This window comes from Actinomyces howellii (assembly GCF_900637165.1).
In the GTDB taxonomy this organism is placed as follows: domain Bacteria; phylum Actinomycetota; class Actinomycetes; order Actinomycetales; family Actinomycetaceae; genus Actinomyces; species Actinomyces howellii.
On the sequence record NZ_LR134350.1, the window covers coordinates 1,449,187 to 1,472,704 of the forward strand.

General features: G+C 71.4%; 19 protein-coding genes and 1 pseudogene. 5 read left to right on the forward strand and 15 right to left on the reverse strand.

From position 1 onward, the window contains the following. Positions 1–29: 29 nt before the first annotated feature. The 7 genes from EL245_RS06100 to EL245_RS13840 form a co-directional block, all read right to left on the reverse strand. On the reverse strand, positions 30–554 hold the full coding sequence (locus tag EL245_RS06100) for a PH domain-containing protein (protein ID WP_126382348.1): 525 nt from the start codon (positions 552–554) through the stop codon (positions 30–32). Between the two features lie 175 nt (positions 555–729). Continuing rightward, on the reverse strand, positions 730–1,218 hold the full coding sequence (locus EL245_RS06105) for a DUF3180 family protein (RefSeq protein ID WP_126382349.1): 489 nt from the start codon (positions 1,216–1,218) through the stop codon (positions 730–732). Further along, entirely contained in the window at positions 1,218–3,620 is a 2,403-nt protein-coding gene (folK, locus tag EL245_RS06110) for a 2-amino-4-hydroxy-6-hydroxymethyldihydropteridine diphosphokinase (RefSeq protein ID WP_126382350.1), read from the reverse strand. The genes EL245_RS06105 and folK overlap by 1 nt, the downstream gene beginning before the upstream one ends. Then, positions 3,620–4,495: a dihydropteroate synthase gene (gene folP, locus EL245_RS06115; RefSeq protein WP_126382351.1), complete on the reverse strand. Its 876-nt coding sequence runs from the start codon at positions 4,493–4,495 to the stop codon at positions 3,620–3,622. Before folP ends, folK begins: the two co-directional genes overlap by 1 nt. A 65-nt stretch (positions 4,496–4,560) precedes the next feature. After that, the gene (gene folE / locus EL245_RS06120) at positions 4,561–5,133 is read right to left on the reverse strand and encodes a GTP cyclohydrolase I FolE (RefSeq protein ID WP_126382352.1); all 573 of its coding nucleotides are present in this window, start codon (positions 5,131–5,133) and stop codon (positions 4,561–4,563) included. Further along, positions 5,130–7,271, reverse strand: coding sequence for an ATP-dependent zinc metalloprotease FtsH (ftsH, locus tag EL245_RS06125; protein ID WP_126382353.1), 2,142 nt, complete (start codon positions 7,269–7,271; stop codon positions 5,130–5,132). The genes folE and ftsH overlap by 4 nt, the downstream gene beginning before the upstream one ends. Next, positions 7,268–8,314 (reverse strand): AIM24 family protein, encoded by a 1,047-nt coding sequence (locus tag EL245_RS13840; RefSeq protein WP_269471405.1) that lies wholly within the window; start codon positions 8,312–8,314, stop codon positions 7,268–7,270. The genes ftsH and EL245_RS13840 overlap by 4 nt, the downstream gene beginning before the upstream one ends. 739 nt (positions 8,315–9,053) lie before the next feature. On the opposite strand from EL245_RS13840, the pseudogene EL245_RS14000 reads away from it, so the two are divergent. Both EL245_RS14000 and EL245_RS06145 read left to right on the forward strand, forming a co-directional pair. Further along, positions 9,054–9,524, forward strand: a pseudogene (locus EL245_RS14000) (SDR family oxidoreductase); the annotation flags it as partial. A gap of 41 nt (positions 9,525–9,565) precedes the next feature. Beyond that, positions 9,566–9,967 (forward strand): Rossmann-fold NAD(P)-binding domain-containing protein, encoded by a 402-nt coding sequence (locus tag EL245_RS06145; protein WP_232009895.1) that lies wholly within the window; start codon positions 9,566–9,568, stop codon positions 9,965–9,967. Positions 9,968–10,045: 78 nt separating this feature from the next. On the opposite strand, the gene hpt is transcribed toward EL245_RS06145, so the two are convergent. The 7 genes from hpt to dacB form a co-directional block, all read right to left on the reverse strand. Further along, a complete protein-coding gene (gene hpt, locus EL245_RS06150; RefSeq protein WP_126382356.1) occupies positions 10,046–10,600 on the reverse strand; it encodes a hypoxanthine phosphoribosyltransferase in 555 nt (184 codons plus the stop codon). A 377-nt stretch (positions 10,601–10,977) separates the two neighbouring features. After that, complete coding sequence (locus tag EL245_RS06155; protein ID WP_126382357.1) at positions 10,978–11,283, reverse strand: hypothetical protein; 306 nt, start codon at positions 11,281–11,283, stop codon at positions 10,978–10,980. 434 nt (positions 11,284–11,717) lie between these two features. Beyond that, a complete protein-coding gene (locus EL245_RS06160) occupies positions 11,718–12,149 on the reverse strand; it encodes a DUF6318 family protein (RefSeq protein WP_126382358.1) in 432 nt (143 codons plus the stop codon). Positions 12,150–12,761: 612 nt separating this feature from the next. Then, the gene (locus tag EL245_RS06165) at positions 12,762–13,133 is read right to left on the reverse strand and encodes a hypothetical protein (RefSeq protein ID WP_232009896.1); all 372 of its coding nucleotides are present in this window, start codon (positions 13,131–13,133) and stop codon (positions 12,762–12,764) included. A 440-nt stretch (positions 13,134–13,573) separates the two neighbouring features. Further along, positions 13,574–14,008 carry a DUF6318 family protein gene (locus EL245_RS06170; protein ID WP_126382360.1) on the reverse strand — a complete coding sequence of 145 codons (435 nt, stop codon included), beginning with the start codon at positions 14,006–14,008 and terminating at the stop codon, positions 13,574–13,576. A gap of 683 nt (positions 14,009–14,691) precedes the next feature. Next, positions 14,692–15,798 (reverse strand): zinc-dependent metalloprotease, encoded by a 1,107-nt coding sequence (locus EL245_RS06175; RefSeq protein WP_126382361.1) that lies wholly within the window; start codon positions 15,796–15,798, stop codon positions 14,692–14,694. 295 nt (positions 15,799–16,093) lie between these two features. Beyond that, on the reverse strand, positions 16,094–17,491 hold the full coding sequence (gene dacB, locus EL245_RS06180) for a D-alanyl-D-alanine carboxypeptidase/D-alanyl-D-alanine endopeptidase (protein ID WP_126382362.1): 1,398 nt from the start codon (positions 17,489–17,491) through the stop codon (positions 16,094–16,096). Between the two features lie 220 nt (positions 17,492–17,711). Here dacB and EL245_RS06185 point away from each other — a divergent pair, with 220 nt between their 5' ends. Further along, positions 17,712–18,212 (forward strand): inorganic diphosphatase, encoded by a 501-nt coding sequence (locus EL245_RS06185; RefSeq protein ID WP_126382363.1) that lies wholly within the window; start codon positions 17,712–17,714, stop codon positions 18,210–18,212. Positions 18,213–18,660: 448 nt separating this feature from the next. On the opposite strand, the gene EL245_RS06190 is transcribed toward EL245_RS06185, so the two are convergent. After that, complete coding sequence (locus EL245_RS06190; RefSeq protein WP_197719497.1) at positions 18,661–20,046, reverse strand: C40 family peptidase; 1,386 nt, start codon at positions 20,044–20,046, stop codon at positions 18,661–18,663. 281 nt (positions 20,047–20,327) lie between these two features. Here EL245_RS06190 and EL245_RS06195 point away from each other — a divergent pair, with 281 nt between their 5' ends. Next, a complete protein-coding gene (locus EL245_RS06195; protein ID WP_126382365.1) occupies positions 20,328–21,704 on the forward strand; it encodes an O-acetylhomoserine aminocarboxypropyltransferase/cysteine synthase family protein in 1,377 nt (458 codons plus the stop codon). 686 nt (positions 21,705–22,390) lie between these two features. Then, on the forward strand, positions 22,391–23,329 hold the full coding sequence (locus EL245_RS06200) for an alpha/beta fold hydrolase (RefSeq protein WP_126382366.1): 939 nt from the start codon (positions 22,391–22,393) through the stop codon (positions 23,327–23,329). Positions 23,330–23,518 lie beyond the last annotated feature (189 nt).

Below are 23,518 nucleotides of genomic sequence, written 5' to 3' on the forward strand. Positions count from 1 at the left end.
GCCACCCCCGGTGCTGGGCTGGCCGGCGCTCACAGCCCGGCCATCCTGTCCTCGCCGCGGTCGGCCAGGATCTGGCGCAGGTGCTCGGCCTCCTGCGCCGGAAGCCCGTTGATCGTGGCGTCGGTGCTCGCCGAGGCGGTGTGCAGCTTGACCTCGGCGATGCCCAGGCGGGCTCCGACCGGCCCCTGGGAGGTGTCGACCAGCTGCATGCGCCCGTAGGGGATGACTGACAGGGAGCGGAACATGACGCCCTTGCGCCACAGCAGGTGGTCCTCGGTCAGGGCGTACCCCATGGCCCGGACCTGGCGCGGGATGAGCAGCATCTCGCACAGGCCGGTGATGAGGAAGAAGGCCGAGCCGATCCACAGCCACGGGCTCCACAGCACCGCGGGAACGGCGAAACCGATGACGGCCACCGCGTTGCCGATCCCGGCGCCCAGGAGCCGGGCCGTGGCCAGACGCGATGAGACCGGGTGGAAGTCGACGCCCTCGGGGGCGAAGGGGTCGGCCACGCGCGACGGCGCAGTGCCGGTGCCGCTGGACGAGACGCTCATCTGGGGCTCCTGTCGTCGGGGAACCAGCGTCCCACGTGCCGATGTGCTGTTCCTCCTCCTCTCGGAGGACCCGCCCCGCGTGCTCCGACGCCGAGCCCGCCCCGGCGGAGGCCCCGGGCGGGCCCAGGCTGCCGGCCTGGGCCCGCGGGTCGCCGCGGGGACGGGAGGGCCCCGCCTAGGCCGGGACCTCGTCGCCGGTTCCTGCCGCACCGGGGTCGTCATCGTCGTCGTCAAGGTCGATGGCGCACCAGTGCTCGACGAGCAGCCCGATGCCGCACCACAGGGCGCAGGCGGCGAGGCAGGCGCCCGAGCTCCAGGCCAGGGAGGTCATCGCCGGGGCGGTGGGGGCGAGGAGGGCGGCGATGAGGCTGCCTGCGTAGATGCCGCCGACCGTGGGGGCGACAAGTGCGGAGGCCTGGGCGGCGGCGGCCGTCGCCGCCGCGCCGGTGGGGGTGATCCACGTGGGTTGGCGGTCCTTCATCCGCCTGACGGCGAGGCCGCCCACGAGGACCCCGACCGACACGAGCACAGCGACGGCGGCGCCCCACGGGGTCAGGGAGGGCACCCAGCCGCGGTGTCGCAGGGTCAGGTCGGCGGCGACCCAGGCCAGTGCGGTCGGCGCGACGAAGCACGCGAGGACGGTCGTCCAGCGCGTGCGGTGCATCACGACCCCTGGCCCTGGCGTCCGACGATGTCGTTCCAGTTGAGCTGCGCCTTCCACGGGGCGTCGTCAGAGGCGGGAGGGGCGCTCGAGGTGGCCGGCTGGGCGGGCGCAGGCTGCTCGTAGGACGGCACCGCAGGCTGCTCATACGACGGCGCCGCAGGCTGCTCATAGGACGGAGCCGCAGGCTGGTCGTACGACGGAGCCGCAGGCTGGTCGTACGACGGCACCGGCACCGCCGCGGCGTCCATCGGGGCGGCCTGGTCGAGGGACTGAGCAGGAGCAGCCGGAGAGGGGACCGCCGCGACGTCGACCGGGGCCGAGGGAGCGAAGGGCTGCTGCTCGACGAGGCCGGCGCCCATCGCGCCACCCAGCGGGTCCGCGGCGGGGGGCTGATCGGGCACGGCCGGCGCTGCCGGCTGTGCCGGGGCGGCTGCGGGCTGAGGCGCGGCGGAGACGCTCACGGGCTCGCCGACGGGCGGCTCGACGTACTGGCCGGTGGGCAGGGCGGGCAGGTTGTCGGAGTCCATCCAGTCCAGGGCGAGCCAGCGCACGCCGTCGCGGTCCGGGGCCTCCTCAGCCAGGGCGGACACTGACTGCGAGCCGATCTCGGCGAAGGGGTCGGCCTCTGCCCAGGGGACGAGGACGAAGGCGCGCTGGGCGGCCCGAGGGTGGGGCAGGACCAGCTCGGGGGTGTCGAGAGTGACGCCCTCGTAGGTGATGAGGTCGGCGTCGAGCGTCCGCGGGCCCTGCGGTCCGGTGCGCACCCGTCCGGCGTCGGCCTCGAGGCCCTGGCACACAGCGAGGACCTCACGCGGTGAGAGGGTCGTCGTGGCCAGCACGACCGTGTTGAGGAAGTCGGGCTGCTCGGGCACACCGTCGTCGATGGCGGCGGCGGTGCGGGCCAAGGGGGCGACGGAGGTAACGGTCAGCCCCTGCGTCTCGCGCAGCGTCCCCACGGCGCCACGCAGCGCCGCGACGACACCGCCGACGTTGCCGCCCAGGGCGATGACGACCTCCACCGGGCTCGCCGGCCGCTGGATGGCCGGGTCGACGGGCGCTGGGGGCTCGGGCACAGGCGCCGGGGCAGGGGGCTGGCCGAGGGACGGAGCCTGCCCGAAGGCCGAGGTCGAGGGGGCCGAGGTCGAGGGGGCCGAGGCTGCCACCGCCGGGGAGGCCGGCGCGGCCGGGACACCGGGCTGCCCGAAGCCCGGGGCGGACTGGTCCTGCCCAAAGGCGGGCGCCTGCTCAACGGAGGGAGCCTGCCCGAAGGCCGGGGTCGAGGGGGCCGAAGCTGCCACCGCCGGGGAGGCCGGCGCGTCCGGGACACCGGGCTGCCCGAAGCCCGGGGCGGACTGGTCCTGCCCGAAGGCGGGCGCCTGCTCAACGGAGGGAGCCTGCCCGAAGGCCGGGGCTGAGGGGGCGGGGTCCTGACCGAAGGACGGTGCCTGGCCGACAGCCGGGGTCGAGGGGGCCGATGCCGCCACCGCCGGAGACACCGGCGCAGCCGGGGCCGAGGTCGCCGAGGCTGAGTCCCAGGACTGGCTGTAGGTCCCGGACTCCCCGAACGGGGAGGAGGCGGGGGCCTCGGGCGAGGCAGGGACGGCCGGGGAGGCCTGCTGTCCGAAGGAGGGGCCTGCCTGCGAGGCGGGGGACGGCGTGGACGGGGCGGCCGGGGAGGACGCGTGGGAGGTGAAGCCTGACGGGGCCGCCGGGGAGGCGGCGTGCGAGGTGAAGCCCGACGGCGCCGCCGGGGAGGCCGCGTGCGAGGTGAAGCCCGACGGCGCCGCCGGGGAGGCCGCGTGCGAGGTGAAGCCCGACGGCGCCGCCGGGGAGGCCGCGTGCGAGGTGAGGGAGCCTGCCGAGCTCGCCGAGCCGGCCGACTCCGCGGAGGAGGCCCATGCGGCGGCCTCGGGGGAGGTTGAGGGCTGGGAGGTGGTGGGCGAGGGCGGCAGATCCAGCGGCGCGGCCACCGGTGCGGGAGCCTTGAGGCCGGTGCGACCCGCCTCCGGGACGACGGTCTCGGCGGTCCGGGAGATCGTGACGATGACGTCGTCGAAGGCGATGTCCAGGGGGGCCTGGGGCTTGTGGACGGAGACCTCGACGCTGACCACGCGGGGGAAGCCGAGCGCCGCCTCGCCGATGCGCTCGGCGAGGGTCTCCAGCAGGTTGACGGGCTCGCCCTCGATGACCGAGACGACCGCACGTGCCACCTGTCCGTAGTCGACGGCGTCGGACAGGGTGTCGGTGACCGCCGCGACCGCTGTCCCGCGCTCGCCGAGGTCGAGGGTGACGTCGGCGACGAAGAGCTGACCCTCAGTGCGCTCGAAAGGAAGGGCACCGTGGTAGCCGCGGGCGGACAGGCCCGTCAGACGGATCCTGTCGGTGGTCGGGTTCGTGCTCATCAGGGTTCCTTCCAAAAGGAGGCGGTACGGACGGCGTCCCGGTTGGCCGGGACCTCGTGGACTCGGACGGCCCAGGCGCCGGCTGCGGCGGCCAGGGCTGTGGTGGCGGTCGTGGCGGCGTCGCGCGCCAGGGGGTCGGCTGCCCTCGAGGGGTCGGCCGCGGCGGCGAGGAAGCGCTTGCGGGAGGCGCCGATGAGCACCGGGTGGCCCAGGTCGGCGCGCAGCCTCGCGGTGGCGGCCAGGAGCTGCCAGGACTGCTCGTGGGTCTTGGCGAAGCCCAGGCCGGGGTCGATGACGACCTGGCTCGGGTCTGCGCCCGCCGCGGCGAGGGACTCCAGCCGCTGGCGCAGCTCGGCCTCCACGCCGGCCACGACGTCGCCGTCGTAGTCGGTCAGGGAGTCCATCGTCTCGGGGTTGCCGCGCCAGTGCTGGCACACGTAGACGACGCCGGTGGAGGCGACGAGCCTGTGCATGTCGGGGTCGTTCAGCCCGCCGGAGACGTCGTTGACGATGACCGCCCCGGCCGCGAGGGCGGCCGCGGCGGTCGGGGCGTGCATGGTGTCGACCGAGACGACGGCGCCGCGCTCGACGAGGGCGCCGATGACCGGCACGACTCGGGCCTGCTCCTCGACGGTGTCGACGCGCCGGGCGCCCGGCCGGGTCGACTCACCGCCGACGTCAAGGATGTCGGCGCCCTCATCAAGGAGCTGGAGCCCGCGGGCGAGGGCGCGGTCGGTCGTGTCCCACCGGCCGCCGTCGGAGAAGGAGTCGGGGGTGACGTTGACGATGCCCATGACCAGCGTGCGCCCGGAGGCCGAGGCGGCCTCGAGGGCCGCCGGGAGCGGAGCCGGGGCGAGGTTCTGGGCGTTGGTCACCGACCCAGGCTAACGGACGACGCGCGCCGAGAGGAACCGGCGCCACGGCACGCCGTGCGGTGCCATCAGGAGCGGCGGCCCAGGATGAGGCTCATCGCCTCGGAGCGGGTGGCGGCGTTGCGCATGATGCCGCGCACGGCGGAGGTGACGGTGTTCGAGCCGGGCTTGCGCACCCCCCGCATGGACATGCACAGGTGCTCGGCCTCGATGACGACGAGCACGCCGCGCACCTCGAGCCGCTCGACCATGGCGTCGGCGACCTGGGCGGTCAGCCGCTCCTGGACCTGGGGGCGGCGGGCGTAGCCCTCGACGAGGCGGGCGACCTTACTCAGGCCGGTCACGCAGCCGCTGACGCCCGGGATGTAGCCGACGTGGGCGGCGCCGTGGAAGGGCAGGAGGTGGTGCTCGCACACCGAGTACATGGGGATGTCCCGCACGAGGATCATCTCCTCGTGGCCGACCTCGAAGACCCGCTCGAGGTGGGCGCCGGGATCCTCCGCCAGGCCGGCGAACATCTCGGCGTAGGCGCGGGCCATGCGCTCGGGGGTCTCGCGCAGCCCGTCGCGCTCGGGGTCCTCGCCGATGGCGACGAGCAGGTCCCGCACCGCCCGGCGCACCCCCTCCGCGTCGTAGGTCATGGCCGGCTGCCGTCCTCGACGACGGCGGGGGTCTCGCCCTCGGCCTCGCCGGGCTCGGCGCCCGCCGTGGCGCGGGCGGCGTGGCGGTCGGGCGCCTGGGCGGCGGCCACGAAGGTGGAGGCGACGGCCTCGTCGATGACGAGCTCGTCGTCGGCGGACCACAGGGCGCGGCGGGGCTGCTTGACCACGGGGGCGAAGATCTCCTCGAGGTCCTTCTCCAGGAGGGTCTCCTTCTCGAGCAGCTGGGAGGCCAGGTCCTCGAGGACCTCCCGGTTGCGGGTGAGGATCTCCCAGGCCTCACGGTGGGCGGCGTCGAGCAGGGAGCGGACCTCGGCGTCGACGGTGGCGGCCACCGCCTCGGAGAAGTCGCGGTTGGTGGCCGACAGCCCCAGGACGGTCTCGTTCTCGGTGGTGCCGAGCTTGATGGCGCCCACGGTGCGTGACATGCCGAAGTCGGTCACCATCTTGCGGGCGGTGGCGGTGGCCTTCTCGATGTCGTTCGAGGCCCCGGTGGTGGGGTCGCGGAAGACGATCTCCTCTGCGGCGCGCCCGCCCATGGCGTAGACGAGCTGGTCGAGCAGCTCGTTGCGGGTGGTGGAGTACTTGTCGTCGGCGGGCATGACCATCGTGTAGCCCAGTGCCCTGCCGCGCGGCAGGATCGTCACCTTGGTGACCGGGTCGGAGTAGGCGCCCGCGGCGGCGCACAGGGCGTGGCCGGCCTCGTGGTAGGCGGTGACCGCCTTCTCGTGGTCGTTCATGACGCGGGTGCGCTTCTGGGGGCCGGCGATGACGCGGTCGATGGCCTCGTCCAGGGCCCGGTTGTCGATGAGCTGGGCGTTGGAGCGGGCGGTGAGCAGGGCGGCCTCGTTGAGGACGTTGGCCAGGTCCGCGCCGGTGAAGCCGGGGGTGCGCTTGGCCACGAGGTCGAGGTCGACGTCGCGGGTCATCGGCTTGCCCTTGGCGTGGACGCGCAGGATGGCGGCCCGCCCGGCCATGTCGGGGGCCTCGACGCTCACCTGCCGGTCGAAGCGCCCGGGGCGCAGGAGGGCGGGGTCCAGGACGTCGGGGCGGTTGGTGGCGGCGATGAGGATGACGTTGGTCGTGGCGTCGAAGCCGTCCATCTCGACGAGGAGCTGGTTGAGGGTCTGCTCGCGCTCGTCGTGGCCGCCTCCCATGCCCGAGCCGCGGTGGCGCCCGACGGCGTCGATCTCGTCGACGAAGATGATGGAGGGTGCGTTCTCCTTGGCCTGCTCGAACAGGTCGCGCACGCGCGAGGCGCCCACGCCGACGAACATCTCGACGAACTCCGAGCCGCTCATCGAGAAGAAGGGGACGCCGGCCTCCCCGGCGACGGCCTTGGCCAGGAGGGTCTTGCCGGTGCCGGGCGGGCCGTAGAGGAGGACGCCCTTGGGGATCTTGGCGCCCACGGCCAGGAACTTCTCGGGCTCAGAGAGGAACTCGCGGATCTCCTCGAGTTCCTCGACGGCCTCGTCCTCCCCGGCGACGTCGTCGAAGGTAACGTCGGGCATCTCCTTGACCCCGACCTTGGCCTTGGACTTGCCGAAGCCCATCGTGCCGCCGCGGCCGCCGGCCATGCGGCCCAGGAGCCACCACATGACGCCCAGGAAGATGACCATGGGCAGGATGAGCTGGAGCATCGAGGACCACCAGGTGGTCGTCGGCACGACGGAGTTGTATCCGCCGGAGGGGGCGGCCTTCTGGATGAGGGCGTTGACCTGCTCGGCCTGGGCCTCGGTGTAGGTGAACTGGACGCGCTTGCCCAGGTTCTGGCTCGTCTCGCCCGACTCCTTGGGCTCGAGGGTGTAGTCCTTGTTGAGCTCGATCTCGACCCGCTGGGTGCCGTCGTTGACCGTGACGGACTTCACCGTCTGCGCCTGGTCGGTCAGGAGGGCGAGGCCGTCGGAGGTGTCGATGGAGCGGTAGCCGCCGACGCTGGACAGCAGGGCCCATCCGAGCAGGAGGAGCAGGAGGAAGGGGGTGATCCACAGCAGCGGGTTGCCCTTGGCACCGCGGCGCTTGGGGTCACCCTGTCTCGAGCCGCCCTTGCCGCCCCGACCGCCGATCTTCGGCGGTCGGATGGAGCGGCGGTTGTGCCCGCCCTGACCGGATTCATTCATCGGTTCTGGTCCCTTCGCATGTCCGATCCCCCGACGGTAGCCGATGGGACGAGCCCGACGGCGCCTCGTCCGGCGTCGTTCGCGCCGGGCGAGGCGCCGGGCGGGGGCCCGGGGGGCCGGCGAGCAACGCCGCCGGGGGCCGGTCGGGGCCGGGCAACGCCGCCGGGGGTGCCGGAGGCTGGCCGGGGAGTACCTGCCGGGCGCCGGGGGTCGGCCGGGCCGCCGGGGGCTGGCCAGGGCCTGCGGGGCGCCGGACCGGCGGGGAGCGCCTGCCGGGCCCGCCGGGGGCTGGCCGCGCCGCCGGGGTGCCGGGACCGGCAAGCCAGGACGCGGCGGCCGTCGGAGTGCCGGCGGCCCAGGGGGTGGTGGCTGATCAGGAGCCGGCGACGACCGGCTGCCCCTCGGAGGGCTGAGACGACAACGAAGCCGGGGCCGTGGAAGCCGAGCTGGAAGGACTCCCCCGAGCCGCGGCCCACGAGGGAGCCGAGCTTGAAGCTCGACTTGAGCTGGGGCTGGAGGTTGGCCGACCAGCAGATGGCGGCCTGGGGGTCGACGAAGGTGGGCTGGACCGAGCAGTCCAGGAGCATGGGCGGGCCGTCGGAGGAGATGGCGGCGACGCCGTGTCCCTGGATGAGGAGGTTGAACAGGCCGCCCGCGAGGATGCCTGCGCTGCCCAGGCTGCGGATGTCGTAGGCGAGGGAGCCGTCGAAGGCGAGCAGGGACCGGGTATTGACGGTCATGGCGTCGCCCTCGAGCTCGAGGAGGAAGACGTTGTGGGCGGCACGGGCGAAGAAGACCTCACCCTGGCCGGAGACGCGCATGAGGTTGCCGCCCTCGTTGGTGACGGCCTTCTTGATCATGCCTCCCAGGCTCTTGGAGCCCTGGTAGGCGAAGTCGATGTTGCCCTGGTAGGCGACCATCGCGCCCTGGGCGGCGATGACCTCGGGCCCGAAGCCGACACGGAGCATCTTGTCGGACTGGAGGGTCCAGCGCTGGCCGGTCTCCTTCTCACGGTGGGCCTGGTCGAAGATGGGACTGCGCATGGCGATCTCCTTCACGTCGTGGTGGGTGCAGGGTGCGGTCGGCAGCGGAGCGGACTCCGAGGCGGGGCCGCGGGCCGTGGTCCACAGTATGAGGTGAGGGCGGAGGCGCGCGGGCACGATCCTGCCCAGTGGACGTGGGGAGGGATCCCCATCGGGCGGGCCCGGGGTCGAGCGCGGTCATCGACCGCCGGTCGCTGGTCGCTGGTCGCCGGTCGCCGGTCGCCGGTCGCCGGTCGCCGGTCGCCGGTCGCCGAACCCTGGCCCGGCCCCGCAGGCCCGCCAAGTGTTCAAGACTCGCCACTTTTGACACCGTCAGGCATCGGCATCGACGCACAACAGCGTCATGACGCGGAAAAGCACCCCACCCCCAAAACGACCGACCCCAATAACTGCGAGCCACGTACACTTTCCCCCTCCCCCGACACCGCAGGACGTACGGTCCGAGCATCACGGCAGGCCCTTCCCGCACGGAAGGACCGGGGCGGGTCCCGAGCGCGCATTCAACCTGCTCACGGAGTGCACGCAGCGGCCGTCATGCACCCTCGGGTGCGAGGTGCTTCCTGACCTCTGCTCTGGGAGGCCCGTCATTGCAACGGTTCCAGGCCACGGAACTCCACCGACACCCCAACGCCGCCCCCAGCCACAGGCCGCTCCGCGCGCCCCTCCAGCCGGGTCGGTCCGCACGCACGGTGGCTATACTGTGAGGCGCGACATATGGCCACGCTGGGAGAAGGAGACCATGGCATCGGCCAGCACCCCACGGCCCGGCGCCGAGACGGAGGATCGGCGTCTGACGGTCCGAACGCTCACTGTTTTCGGGGCCTCCGGCCAGACTGGCCGCGCCCTCATCGCCCAGCTCCTCGCACGGGGCGTGCAGGTACGTGCCGTGACTCGTGCGCAGTCCATGGCCTCGTTCCCTCCCGCAGTTGACGTGGCCCACGGCGATCTGGCCGATCCGGACACGCTGGTCGAGGCGCTCCGCGGGGCCGACGCCGTCTACCACATCGCACCTGCCTTCAGCCCGCACGAGGTGGCCTTCGGCCGCAACGTCATCGCTGCTGCGACGACGGCAGGCGCGCACCGGGTGGTCTATCACTCGGTCATGCGCTCCATGACGCCCAGCATGCCGCATCATTGGCGCAAGTGGATGGTCGAGGAGCCCCTGCGATCGGCGCAATTGGACTGGACAATTCTTCGTCCTGCCATGTACATGCAAACACCCATCGCCTCCTCAATGCCTCACGCACCACCATGGCGCTTGGACTGTCCCCACGGCGCCTGTTCACCCCGGTCGATGTCGAGGATGTCGCGCATGCCGCTGCCACTGTGCTGCTGGCCACTGGCCACACGGGGCGGGATTACGAGCTGGCCGGGACCGAAGTCTTGAGCATGAGCGACATGGCCGAGCGCATGGCGCAGGCATGGGGTCATCCCGTCGTCATACGGCGCCTTCCCTCGGCGCTCGTCGCCCTGGTCGCATCGAGGCGCTACGGCCAGGGCTCCTACCGGCCCATCAAGGCGATGTTCGACCACTACAACACCGACGGCTTCGTCGGGTCCTCCAACGATCTACGCACACTTCTTGACCGGCCCCCACCCACTTCGACGTGGCGATGCGTCGCCTCGCCGCCAACTGACCCGAGCCAGTCGTGACCGGAACGCCTCGTTGGCTGCCATGAGGGAGGCCGCCAGGCATCTTGACCCGGCGCACGGGGACGGCCGTTGATTCCCTCAGCCGCCGTAGACCTCCGGCCGCAGGGTGCCGATGAAGGGCAGGTTGCGATACTGCTCGGCATAGTCCAGGCCGTAGCCGACCACGAACTCGGTGGGGATGTCGAAGCCGACGTACTTGACGTCGACCTCCACCTTGGCCGCCTCGGGCTTGCGCAGCAGGGCCGCGATCTCCACGCTCGCCGCGCCACGGCTCGACAGGTTCCCTACAAGCCACGACAGCGTCAGGCCCGAGTCGATGATGTCCTCGACGATGAGTACGTGGCGGTCAGTGATGTCGGTGTCGAGGTCCTTGAGGATGCGCACGACCCCGCTGGACTTGGTGCCCGACCCGTAGGAGGACACGGCCATCCAGTCCATGGGGGCGCTGCGGTGAAGGCGGCGGGACAGGTCGGCCATGACGTAGACGGCGCCCTTGAGCACCCCCACGAGCAGCAGGTCCTGCCCCGCGTAGTCCGCGTCGATGCGTGCGGCCATCTCGTCCAGCCGCAGGCCGATCTCCTCCTCGGTGACGAGGACCTCCTTGAGGTCCTCACCCATGTCCGCGACGTCCATATGCGTGTCCTTCGTGTCCGGGAACGACGGAGGCGGTACGTCCAGACCCTGGTGGTCGGCCCGTGACGTCCGCCGCGGCGCCATCCTCCCACAGTCCCACCTCCACGGCCCGGCGGCCGCGCGCGTGGCGGGCGCCTGGAGCACAGGGATCCGCGCGGTCTCGGGGTGGCAGGCTTGCCAGCTGTTGGTCTTGGCCTGCTGCCGGGAGGGTGTCCAAATCTGCCGCAAAACGCTGTGCGCACGGGTGCCGGGAGTCAGAGAGCCGCATGACTCCGCGGCTCGCTGTAGCCGCGCGGTCAACGCTCACAGGATTTGCCGCAGATCTGGACACCACATGAGCCCCGGACCATGCGCGACCGCCGTGGGCAGGTCCGTGGTCAGCCCCCTGGGTGAGTGGTGATCGTGCCGATCACGGGCTGGCTGGCCCCGCCCTCGGGAGTGAAAGTCGCCTCCCAGGTGGTCGTCACGGTGATGACCACGTTGCTGCGGGTGCCGGTGTAGTCGTGGTAGACGGTGTGGTTGGGATAAGGAGCCCCCGGATCAGTGGTCGTCGTGACGGTGCCGTCGCCCCAGTGGAAGCGGTAGGACACCGGCGTGGCGGTCACCGACACCGGCACCCCGGCCACCGTCGTGCTCAGCGTCCGGGAATCAGGACTCGTGTAGGCGATGACGATGATGTCCACACGAGCCTCAGGACCCGGAGGCTGACGCCACAGACCCGAACCCTCCACCATCAAACGCGACACATCCGTGGCCGTCACCACCACCTGGGTAGGCTCGGGAGCCTCTGGCGCATCGACGCAGGTGACGAACATTCTGGGCCCACCACCGGCCGCGACCTCTCGACCCATGAGCACCTGACCATCCCGACAAATTCCGTCGCCCGACCGGTAGAAAACCGAGTCAGATCCACCCGCACCACCAGTAGAGGAAACGGAGCCTCTCTGTTGTGGAACAGGAATCGAACTCGTTTCCGTCAAGGTGACCATGTCGTCAGAGCCGAAGGCGACGATATCGTCTCCTGAGGAAAGTCCGAGCGCCAGAGGAGACGGCGATGCATACAATAGAGTCAATAGAGCAAGCGTTGCTGTGATAGCACCAGAAGAGGGATCATACTTCATTCTACCTTCACCCCTTCGACCGCCCAACGATCCCCCTGCCAGCGCACTTGGACATAGATCGCTACGTCGCGGGCTTCGATATTCGATACGGTACCAGGTCTCCCGCTGTATGTCTTATGTGCCGGAGCGAGAAATCTTGTCTCAATGACATGCCTCTCAGGATCGGCTGGATCGGTCCCGTAGGATACGATCGATATCTCGGGAGTCCAAGGCTCAGCCCACCCACCAGAATCATGCATCTCCCTGACACCCTCAGAGACCGAACTACAGAAGTCACAGCCGTCCTCACTCATGCCCTCCCAAGCATTCAGATCCCCCGTGGCAAAAACATATGGATACAGTTGAAGAAAGTAGCCAGCCGCCTGAGAAGCCCCGTAGGGCGAATGCTCATCCATTCCGTCAACCCTGCTGGGCTCGGGGGTGGCCATCGCCGCGTCGTAGGACGCCTGCTGCTGCGAGGACAAGGGCGGCACCGACGAGGGGGTGCCGGACTCCGAGGCCTGGGCTGGCGCCTGACCGGAGGCACTTTCGACTGGGGTCGATGATGTGGGCGCCGCGCCCGAGGCGGAGGGGCGGGCTTTCGGCGAGGGGGTTGCCGAGTCGGCTCCGGAGTCGGAGCAGCCCCCGACGCCCGCGGCCGCCACGAGGACCAGCGTGCACGCGAGAGCCCCCACACGCTGTCGGGAACGAGCCAGTCGTGTCATGAACCAGGACATCAGACCACCGCCATCGGAGATCAGACCAGAACAGGGACGCACCCGAGACACGCCATCGCATCTCAGGCAATCCAACACTACCTCAATCACGCTCACACGCACCAGATTCCAAAACCGTCATCAATAATTGCCCGGATTCCATACGCGCGCGACGTCTCGTTCCGATATCACGGCAGCTCTTCCGCAGATCGCACGGCCGGGTCGGCCTACTTCATCGCGTCCAGACTCCCGCTGACGGGACCACACCACGGCCCGGTGACACGGCAATCCAGCGGCCCCGCGGGGCGGTGCCCCTGATGCCCTCGCGCAGGGCGTGGCCGGGGGTTAGTGGCCTTGGGCTTCTTCTGCGTCGTCGGTCAGGTAGGTCACGGTGCGTACGAGGTCGAAGGGCTCGGCTGAGCTGGTGGTCGTGATCGTGCCGGTCACCGGCTGGCTGGTGCCGCCCTCGGGGGTGAAAGTCGCCTCCCAGGTGGTCGTCACGGTGATGACCACGTTGCTGCGGGTGCCGGTGTAGTCGTGGTAGACGGTGTGGTTGGGGTAGGGGGCTCCGGGGTCGGTGGTCGTCGTGGCGGTGCCGTCGCCCCAGTGGAAGCGGTAGGACACCGGCGTGGCGGTCACCGTCACTGGCACACCGGCCACCGTCGTGCTCAGGGTGCGGGAGTCAGGACTCGTGTAGGCGATGACGATGATGTCCACACGCGCCTCAGGGCCCGGCGGCTGGCGCCACAGGCCCGAACCCTCCACCATCAAACGCGACACATCCGTGGCCGTCACCACCACGGAGTCGGCCTCAGTGACCCTGGGAAGATCCCGCAGACAGTTCCACACCGTACTGTTCTGCTCCCCGCCTGCATTCTCTTGTGCGGCCACTTGCGCGAGCGTCCCGGACTCACACGCCTGACCCCCGTCCCGATACACCTGCCCACCGGACGAATCCCCGCTAGGCGGCGAGGTGTCGGACGTGCTAGTTCGAGTAACTGAGATCTCGGAACCACTTCCATTTGCGTCGATTGCGACCTCTGCCGAATGAAGGGCGCCGCTTGCCGCGGGGACAAACAGCAAAGAAATTCCGCAATATAGGAGCGCCACAAGAATCGGTATTTGTCGCACTGCGGCGACTCGACGATTGCACCCAGTCATGCCACAGCACCCTCTGCGATCATCCAACGATCTCCATTCCAGTGGACCTGAACAGTGAATGCCAGGTCGGGATCTGCGGGTGTGACACTCTCGATTGAACCATCGATATCGTGAAGAACGATCTCGGCGGAGTCGATAGTGATGTCGATGAGCAGCGTATCTGTATCTTCGGCGACCGTTCCGTAGGATTGGACGACTACGTCTTGATGCCACGGATCGACCCAGCCTCCAGAGTCGTGAATATCATTTACGCTCTCTACAACGGAGTTGCAGAAATTGCAACCTTCCTCGCTCATGTCTTGCCAAGCGGTCAGATCTCCTGTAGCAAATACGTAGGGGTACAGCGTCAGGAAGTAGGCTGCACTGGCGGAAGCGCCTGCTGGCGAGTTCTCGTCCATGCCTTCGAGTCGCCCTGGTTCTGGCATCGCCATGGCTGCGTCATAGGCCGCCTGCTCTTCTGAGGACAGGGGTGGTACCCAGGCGGGCAGACTCGCAGAGGCCTCGGCTGAGGCCTGACCGGAGGCACCCGTCGCTGGGGTCGATGAGGCGGTCGCCGTGCCCGAGGCGGAGGGGCGGGCTTTCGGTGAGGGGCTGGCCGAGTCGGCTCCTGAGTCGGAGCAGCCCCCCACACCCGCTGCCGCCACGAGGACCAGCATGCAGGCGAGAGCCCCCGCGCGCTGTCGGGAACGAGCCAGTCGTGTCATGAACCAGGACATCAGACCACCGCCATCGGAGATCAGACCAGAACAGGGACGCGCCCGAGACACGCCACCGCATCTCAGACAACCCAACACTACCCCGAGCACACCCACGAACACCAGACCTCACCCGAACCTGTGGACAACCGCGCCAGGATCCGCACGCCACGCGTCACTCCCCCGCCGCGGAGTGCTCACGCAGCATCGGCGTCACTGACAACGAGCCTGAGCCTGACGACTGCCGCCACGGGGACGTGGGACGCGGAACGGGGACGCGGGACGGGGACGCGGGATGTGGGACGCGGGACGCGCCGGGAGGTCCGCTACCGCTCCATCCCGAGACCGGACCCAACGCTCGGCACAGCTGTCGCCTTCACCGGCCACGCCGCCCACCGGCCAGCCCCCAACCGCGTCGGTCAGCTGAGGCCGAGGCGCTCGATCCACCTGTCCGGGCGGGCGATCTCACTGGGCAGCGGCAGGTTCTTCGGATCCCGCCACACGATGTTAAACCCCTCGTGCCCCACCCGGGCCAGGACCGCGCGCACGAAGGCCGCGCCGTCGGCGTACTGCGCCTCCTTGGCCTCCAGCCCGATGACGCGGTTGAGCAGCCCGCCCACCCCCGGGCCGGGGCCGACCCCGCCCTCGTCGCCGCGCGTCCGCGCCAGCACCGCACGCAGGCGGTGGACCGAGGGCATCCGCGTGGGCTCCACGGTGTCGAGCACCGCCTCGGCGTGCCCCTCCATGAGGGCGAGCACCGCAGCCAGGTGCGCCAGCCGGGAGCGCTCGGGAGGCTGGAGCATCTCGTCGAGCAGCACCGCGCCGTCGGGCAGCCCCGCTCCCCGCGAGCGCTGCTCGGTCCGCAGCAGCCTGGCCACCCTCCCCAGCCGGGCACCGACACCGGGGTGGTCGTCCCGCCCTCCCCCGACAGCGGCCACGAGTCCCGCCACGACGCCGCGCATCGAGTCGGTCAGGTGCCCTGCCAGCCAGGGGGCGGCCTGGAGCTGGATGAGGTGGGTGGCCTCGTGCAGCGTCACCCAGGCGGGAAGATCAAGCAGGTCGAGCTCAAGACGGCGCTGGATCGCCAGGACGTTGGGGGCCACGAGCAGCAGGCGCGTCGAGCCCGCACCGTCGACGGCAGGCAGCACCTGTCCCAGCAGGCGCGTGGAGACCAGCCCCAGCGCACCCGCGACCTGCACGGCCCCGAGCGCGTGCGCCACCCTGCCCGGAGGGGGCGCCTCGACGCCGTCGAGCACCGCGCGCAGCGAGGCGACCTGGGCGGTCATGAGCCCGGGACGGTCGACGACGAGCACCTCGCAGGAGGCAGCCGCACGCTCGGCCGCGGCACGCAGACCGGTCACTGCCCCCGCCCACGGAAGGGCGTCGTCGAGGCTGCGGCGCAGGAGCGCCACGACCGCCCGTCTCGTGCCCCGGGGCACGACCGGTCCGGCAGGAGTCGTCGCAGCCGCCAGGCGCACGGCGGTGTCCCACGGGACGAGGTCAGCGGCGGTCGAGGGCGCAGTCATCACCCCAGGGTACGCGCGGGCCGTCCGCGCCCACCGCTCCGCGGGCGGGCGGGAACCCCTCCGAGCCCGTCGTACCCGTGAGGTCGCCACCTGACCTCCGGGGTCGCACGTTCGCCATGCGACCTCACCGGCAAAGGTGCGACCCCGCGGGCCAAGACACGACCCCACGGGCCCAGCCGGGCGGCCGTCGGGTCCTCCGGGACCCGCGCCCACGGCCCTGCGCCCGGGCCCCCCGGGCCCCGCGCCCACGGACCTGCGCCCCGTCCCACCACGAACCGCGCCCCGGGCCCGCCCGTCAGCCGGAGCAGCCGCAGGCCGCCATGGGCGTGACGAGGTCGTTGTCGATGGCCACGCGCGCCGAGTACAGCCCGCCGGCGGCGAAGCCGTCGGTGATCGCGGCGAAGGCGAGCAGCCTGCCGTCGGCGGTGACCACGGTCCCGGTCAAGGAGGCGTTCGTGTCGAGCGAGCCCGTCTTGGCCCGCACCGTCCCCGCGCCCGAGGAGTCGAGGAAGCGGTCGTCCAGGGTCCCGTCGAGGGCCGCCACCGGCAGCGCGGTGATGAGGGAGCGGCCCACGGTCCCGCCCTCCTCGCCGGCGGCGCGCGCGATGATCTGCGCGAGCAGCCGCGCGGGCATCTTGTTGCCCTTGGCCAGTCCCGAGGAGTCGAGCATCGTGACGCCCGTCGTGTCGAAGCCGTCGGCCCTCAGCTGGTCGAGCACCGCCTGCGAGGCGCCCGTGAAGCTCGCCTCCTGGCCCGCCGCGATCGCGACGAGGCGGCCCTCGACCTCGGTCATCGTGTTGTCCGAGGCCTTGAGGGACACCGCCAGGATGTCGGCCAGCGGCGCGGACTCGACGGCCGCGAGCTCCGTGGCGCCCTCGGCCGCGGCGGCGCGAGAGACCTCGCCGGTCACGGTGATGCCTGCCTCGCGCAGGTGGGCGGTGAATGCCGCCGCGGCGTCCATGGCTGGGTCGGCCGGGTAGGAGCCGGTGTTCTCGTGCGCGGTCACGTCGATCATGATCGGCTGGATCGGCGCCACCCAGGCCTCGTTGCCCGACTCCCAGCCGTTGTTCCACGTCGGTCCGGTGAACAGGGTGTCGTCGAGCGCCACCGACACGCTAGTCACCCCCTGGTCCTTGAGCGCCTCGGCGGTGGCGCGGGCGAGGTCCCCCAGCCCGGCCCGCCCCACGGTGGAGCTCGGGTCACCGGCGTCCTCGGCCAGCAGGACGTCACCTCCGCCCACGAGGGTGACGGTCGAGCCCGACAGGACCGTCGAGGTCGTCAGGGTGTGCTCTGCCCCCATGAGCGACAGGGCCGCCCAGGCCACCGGCACCTTGTTGGACGACGCCGGGGTCAGGGGCGTCGTCGCACCGTGGTCGACCAGCACCTCACCGGAGGCGACGTCGATGACCGACACCCCCGTCGTCGCCGTGCCCACGAGGGTGTCCGAGGCGAGCGTCCGGGCCATCCCGGTCAGCGTCCCGGCATCGGGCACCGGGGCGTCGGCGTCCAGCCCGACGACGGCGTCGGGCTCGAGCGCGTGGGCTGAGGGGGTGGGGAAGGGCTGGACCTCGTAGTCACCCGTCGAGGCGGTCAGGGGCCCGGGGGCCAGGTCGAGGGCGTCGGCCAGGCCGTAGTAGGCGCCCGCGACGGCAAGGGTGGCTGCGGTCAGCGCGGCGATATGGGCCTTGCGCACGTGGTCCTCCGGTGGATGGGCGATAGTGGCCGGCGAGCCGCGGGACGGGGAGGAAGGGGCCTGCGGGGACCCGGGTCGTCCGACCTTCGCTCACGAGACGCCGTCGTAGGCCACACTAGTGCCAAAGCGACCAGCCCTCCCGCAGCGACGCCGCCACCTGAGTGCGACGGCTCGCAGCGGGCACGGGGCCACCTGGAGACACGACACGAAGGAGACACCCGTGGAGTTCGACGTCACGATCGAGATCCCCAAGGGCAACCGCAACAAGTACGAGGTCGACCACGAGACCGGGCGCATCAAGCTCGACCGCATGCTGTTCACCTCGACCCGCTACCCCGACGACTACGGCTTCATCGACGGAACGCTGGGCGAGGACGGCGACCCGCTGGACGCCCTCGTCCTGCTCGAGGAGCCCACCTTCCCCGGCTGTCTCATCCGCTGCCGCGCCCTGGGGATGTTCCGCATGGCCGACGAGAAGGGCGGGGACGACAAGGTCCTGTGCGTCCCCGCCGCCGACCAGCGGGCCTCGTGGCGCACCGACATCGAGGACGTCAGCGAGTTCCACCGCCTGGAGATCCAGCACTTCTTCGAGGTGTACAAGGACCTCGAGCCCGGCAAGAGCGTCGAGGGCGCGCACTGGGTGGGGCGCGAGGAGGCCGAGGCCGAGATCCGTCGCTCCTACGAGCGTGAGCAGGAGCGCCTGGCCGCCGGCGGGCACTGACGCCCCGGGGCACGGGTCCGGGGCGTGGACCGCCCGGAGGCGCTGACCGTCCGGGGGCGTGGACCGTCCGGGGCGCTGACGCCCCGCTTCCGGGTCGCGAGCACCAGCACCGGACCCTCACCCGACGGGCCCGCGCCTACCGGCCCCGCACCCGACGGGCCCGCTCCCACCGGCCGAGCCCGCCTGCCCCACGACCGACGGGCCCGCTCCCGCCGGCCCCACGCGCGACGGGCCCGCACCCACCGGCCGAGCCCGCCTGCCCCACGCGCGACGGGCCCGCGCCTACCGGCCGAGCCCGCCTGCCCCACGCCCGACGGGCCTGCGCCCACCGGCCGAGCCCGCGCCTACCGGCCCCACACGCACCCGCAACGACGTCGTCCCCCGCCTCTGAGCCGAGGCGGGGGACGACGTCGTCGTGGCCCGTGGGCTACGACCGCACCGCGAGGGTCTACGGCCGCACCGCGTAGGGCATGGCGCCGGAGTAGCGCATCGAGGTCACGGTCACGGTGTAGCCGAAGGTCGGAGCCTCGATCATCTGACCATTCCCCAGGTACATCGCCACGTGGTAGATCCCCGACTGGGTGCCGTTGGACGACCAGAAGACGAGGTCACCGGGCTGGGCGCTCGACAACGGGATCTTCGTGCCCTGTCCGTACTGCACCCGCGAGGAGTGGGTGAGGTAGACGCCCGCGGCACGGTAGGCGAGCATCGTCAGCCCCGAGCAGTCGACGCCGGCGTAGGACTCCCCGGCCCACACGTAGGGCACCCCGATGTAGGTGTACGCCGCCGAGATGGCCGCTGAGGCCCCCGAACCCGAGGACGTCGTCGTGGTCGTCGGAGCGGGCTGCGACTCGACGGCCGGAGCAGGGGCAGGCTCCGCCGCGGGGGCGGGGGCGGGGGCGGGGGCCGGCTCCGCCGCGGGAGCCGGGGCGCTCTGGGCCGGCTCCTGGGCGGTCTCCGAGGAGGCAGCGGGGGCGTCCGAGGTCGCTGGCGCCTCGGAGGTGGCGGGAGCGTCGGAGGTCGCCGGCGCCTGGGCGTCTGCCTCTGCCTGGGCCGCGGCGGCCGCGGCGTCGGCGGCCGCCTTGGCGTCGGCCTCCTCGCGCGCCTTGCGCTCGGCCTCGAGCTGGGCCTGGTACTGCGTCTCGAGCTCGACGGTCGTGTTGCGCTGCTCGGCGAGCTGCTCGATGAGGCCCGCCCGCTCGGCCTCCGCCGTCGTCACCGCCTCCTGGGCGGCGGCAGCCGCGTTCTCGGCATCGGTCTTGGCCGTCTCGGCGGCGCTGGCCGCCTCCTCCTTGGCCGTCACCTTGGCGTCGGCGATCGACTGCATCGTGTCGGCGACCGCCTGGAGCGCCTCGACGTTCTGGACCTGGGCGTCGGCGTTGCCGCCGGCACGCTCGAGGGCGACGTCGGCGTCGGCCAGGTCGGCGAGCGACTCGCTGGTCAGGTAGGGCCGGAGACCCTCGAGGCCTCCAGCACTGCCCTCCTCATAGGTCTGGGAGACCACCGCCCCCAGGTCCGAGCGGGCAGCCTCCGTCTCCGCGGCCGCCGCGTCGGCGTTGGCCTGGGCGGTGTCGGCCTCCGCGGTGGCGGTGGCCAGCTCGTCGAGTGCGGTGAGGTAGTCCTCGTTGGCCACCTGCGCCTCGACCTGGGCGGCGTCGCGGTCGACGCTCAGCTGAGCCAGATCAGCCTCAAGGCTGGCGATGGAGGCCGAGGTCGAGCTCTCGGCGGACTTGGACTGGTCGATGTCGTCCTGGGTGACGTCGTCGGCCACGGCGGCTGGCGCGAAGGTCGTGGCGGCAAGGGCGAGCGCCGCGACAGTCATGCTCATCCGCATGGCAGCGCGGGAGATCCGCCAGCGATGGGTCTGACTCACATGTTCTCCGTCGGGTCCTGGCGTGTCGCCTTGACGGACACGCTCCTGATTCGCTCGGAACCCTATCCACACAAGCGAACAAATGAAACAGGAACAACAGAATTCACAGTCGTCACACCCACCACACGCGCCTCGTCGGCCCCGGATTCCGCGGGAGGGCGCCCTTGTGTCATCGATGTGCTGTTCGTCACAGTCTTGCGGAGCGGTAGCGTTCCCCCCATCAGCCGACCCGAGGAGCACCTATGACCCCCGCACCCAGCGACGACGCCGTCACCCCCACCGACGCCGTGACCACGAGCCCGACCGCCGCCGACCCCGCCGGCTGGCGCTTCGAGACCAAGCAGGTCCAGGCGGGACACACCCCTGACGCGGCCACCGGCGCCCGCGCCATCCCGATCTACCAGTCGACCTCCTTCGTCTTCCCCAGCGCGGCGGAGGCGGCCGACCGCTTCGCCCTGAAGTCCCTGGGCCCGATCTACAGCCGTCTCGACAACCCGACCAACCAGATCGTCGCCGCCAGGATCGCCGCCCTCGAGGGCGGCGTCGGGGCGCACCTTGTCGCCTCGGGCAGCGCCGCGGAGACCCTGACCTTCCTCACCCTGGGGCAGGTGGGCGACAACATCGTCGCCTCACCCTCGCTGTACGGGGGCACCGCCAACCTCCTCACCTACACCCTGCCCCGCATGGGGATCACGACACGCTTCGTCGAGGACCCCGCGGACCCCGCGTCCTGGGCGGCGCTGGCCGACGAGCGCACGATCTGCTTCTTCGGCGAGTCCATCCCCAACCCCAAGGGCGACATCCTCGACATCCGGGCGGTGGCCAACGCCGCCCACGCCTGCGGGGTGCCGCTCGTCGTCGACAACACCCTGGCCACGCCCTACCTCACCCGCCCCATCGAGTGGGGCGCCGACATCGTCGTGGAGTCCGCCACGAAGTTCCTCGGCGGACACGGCTCCTCGGTCATGGGCGTCATCATCGACTCGGGCAACTTCGACTTCGCGGCCGACCCCGAGCGCTTCCCCGGCTTCAACACCCCCGACCCGTCCTACAACGGGCTGGTCTACGCCCGCGACCTGGGTGTGGGCGGGGCGCTGGGCGCCAACATGGCCTTCATCCTTAAGGCCCACACCGAGGGCCAGCGGGACATCGGCTTCGCGGCGGCCCCTCACAGCGCCTTCCTCATCGCCCAGGGCATCGAGACCCTGTCCCTGCGCATGGAGCGCCACGTCGACAACGCACTGGCGGTGGCCCGCTGGCTCCAGGGCCGCCCCGAGGTCCTCGAGGTGCGCTACTCGGGCCTGGAGTCCAGCCCGTACTACGACCTGCACCGCACCTACTGCCCTCGCGGCGCCGGCTCGGTGTTCGCCTTCGACCTGGCCGGGGGCCGGCAGACGGGGGAGGCCTTCATCGACTCCCTGTCGCTGTTCTCCAACCTGGCCAACGTCGGCGACGTGCGGTCCCTGGCCATCCACCCGGCCACGACCACCCACTCCCAGGTCGACGACGAGGGGCTGGCCAAGGCCGGCATCAACGCCGGGACGGTGCGCCTGAGCGTGGGCATCGAGCACATCGACGACATCCTGGCCGACCTCGAGCGAGGCCTGGCCGCCCTCTGAGCCCCCTCGCGCCTCCCCTCGTTCCCACCCCCGCCCTGCCCCGCCTCCCCCTCCCCTCCCCTCCCTCTCCTCGCGAGATCGGGACAAATGACACCTCGAGATCGGGACAAGTGACACCTCGAGATCGGGACAAATGACACCCCGAGATCGGGACAAATGACACCCCGAGATCGGGACCTACCGGTGGTCGGGCGGGTGAGCTGGTTGGGAGTGGATGTTTCCACGGTGGGTGGTCAGGGCGCCGTCGGTAGGGACGGGCCCCGAACCTTTCGGGTCCGACGCATCCGGATCGGGCTGAACGGAACGCGGGCCCGACGTCCGACCACTGCCCATACACAGCCTGAGGCCTGCCTGCACCGGGCCCGATGTCGTCAGACACGACGGTGCAGGCAGGCCTCGATGATGAGTTCCTAAGGGGTGGTGCGGGAGACACGGGCCAGTCCGGGGCTGGCGACACGAGTACGGGGCTGTGTCAGTGAAAACGGGGCTTCGCGGTGAGACCGGGGTGCAGACCCCCGGTCTCACCACCGACCCCCGTACTCACTGCCCAACGACGAGCGCGAGGTCCCGCGCGACACACCCGCCCGACCACCACCATCTCGCCGGCCCCCTCGACGTCGCCACCCCGCACTCACCGACCACCCACAACCACCGCCCCCGTGGAACCAACCATCTAGGCTGCCCCCATGGCGCTCCCCCACCGGCTCTCCTCCACCCAGGTCCGGGTCGCAGGAGTGATTGCGGCCGGCGCCGTCGGCACGTCCATCTGGCACGCCCTGCGCCTGCCGACCGCCCTGCGGGACGCGCGCGCACGCCTGAGCGGCTACGGTGCGGTGACCGCCGAGCTCAGTCACGGCGAGATGACCTATGTCGACCGCGGCTCCGGGGAGGTCATCCTGTCGGCCCACGGTCTGTATGGCGGGTACGACCAGGCCTTCGACAACGTCGCCACCTTGGCCGGCTCTCACCGGGTCATCGCTCCCTCGCGGCTCGGGTACCCCGGCTCGGCGGTCAGAGGCGGCGGCAGCCCGGAGGACCAGGCGCTTGCCTACGTCGAGCTGCTCGACCACCTGGGGATCGACCGGGTCTTCGTACTGGGCGCCTCCGCCGGCGGGACTCCCGCGATCCGCATGGCGCTCGACCACCCCGGGCGCGTCAAAGGGCTCATCCTGTACTGCTCAGCAGCCCCCTGGCCGAAGCGCCCGGAGCGGCCGCCCGGACGCCAGGGTCCCCCGGCCGCCGTCAACCGAGACTGGGCGATGTGGATGCTCTCTCCGCTCTTCCCGCTTGCCCTCGGCCTCCCCCGCTCCACGATCCACTCCATGCTCCCGCTGTCCGAGCGCAGCCGGGGCGCCGACCTCGACGCCCGCGTCACCAACCGCGACATGGCGGTGCGTTTCGAGGACTACCCGATCGAGTCTCTCGAGCCGCCGGTCCTGCTCATCCACGCCCGCGACGACCGCGTCTCACGTTTCGGGCCCCCGGGCGGACACGTCGAGCAGTCACTGCCGCGCTACCCGCGGCTCACCACCCTCATTCTCGACGACGGCGGGCACCTCCTGACCGGACACTCCCAACAGATCGACGCGGTGGTCACCCGGTTCATCTCCGAGCACGCCGGATAGCCGCCTGAGCGCAGGACCGCGGTCCTCGGCCCCTGCCACCCACCCAGCGGCGGAGGCCGGTCGGAGGGGCCAGCGGGAGCGGGACGACCGGCAGGGGCCAGCGGGAGGAGCCGGCTGGAAGGGGCGGTGGGAGCAGGCCGCAAGCGAGGAGCTGCTCCCCCAGGGGGAGGGATCCAGGCCGGGTGGGAT

Excerpts from the sequence above, each read along its gene's own strand:
- EL245_RS06100 (WP_126382348.1), bottom strand. The coding sequence starts at position 554 with ATGAGCGTCTCGTCCAGCGGCACCGGCACTGCGCCGTCGCGCGTGGCC.
- EL245_RS06105 (WP_126382349.1), bottom strand. The coding sequence starts at position 1,218 with ATGCACCGCACGCGCTGGACGACCGTCCTCGCGTGCTTCGTCGCGCCG.
- folK (WP_126382350.1), bottom strand. The coding sequence starts at position 3,620 with ATGAGCACGAACCCGACCACCGACAGGATCCGTCTGACGGGCCTGTCC.
- folE (WP_126382352.1), bottom strand. The coding sequence starts at position 5,133 with ATGACCTACGACGCGGAGGGGGTGCGCCGGGCGGTGCGGGACCTGCTC.
- ftsH (WP_126382353.1), bottom strand. The coding sequence starts at position 7,271 with ATGAATGAATCCGGTCAGGGCGGGCACAACCGCCGCTCCATCCGACCG.
- EL245_RS13840 (WP_269471405.1), bottom strand. The coding sequence starts at position 8,314 with ATGCGCAGTCCCATCTTCGACCAGGCCCACCGTGAGAAGGAGACCGGC.
- EL245_RS06145 (WP_232009895.1), top strand. The coding sequence starts at position 9,566 with ATGGCGCTTGGACTGTCCCCACGGCGCCTGTTCACCCCGGTCGATGTC.
- hpt (WP_126382356.1), bottom strand. The coding sequence starts at position 10,600 with ATGGACGTCGCGGACATGGGTGAGGACCTCAAGGAGGTCCTCGTCACC.
- EL245_RS06160 (WP_126382358.1), bottom strand. The coding sequence starts at position 12,149 with ATGGCCACCCCCGAGCCCAGCAGGGTTGACGGAATGGATGAGCATTCG.
- EL245_RS06170 (WP_126382360.1), bottom strand. The coding sequence starts at position 14,008 with ATGGCGATGCCAGAACCAGGGCGACTCGAAGGCATGGACGAGAACTCG.
- EL245_RS06175 (WP_126382361.1), bottom strand. The coding sequence starts at position 15,798 with ATGACTGCGCCCTCGACCGCCGCTGACCTCGTCCCGTGGGACACCGCC.
- EL245_RS06190 (WP_197719497.1), bottom strand. The coding sequence starts at position 20,046 with ATGCGGATGAGCATGACTGTCGCGGCGCTCGCCCTTGCCGCCACGACC.
- EL245_RS06195 (WP_126382365.1), top strand. The coding sequence starts at position 20,328 with ATGACCCCCGCACCCAGCGACGACGCCGTCACCCCCACCGACGCCGTG.
- EL245_RS06200 (WP_126382366.1), top strand. The coding sequence starts at position 22,391 with ATGGCGCTCCCCCACCGGCTCTCCTCCACCCAGGTCCGGGTCGCAGGA.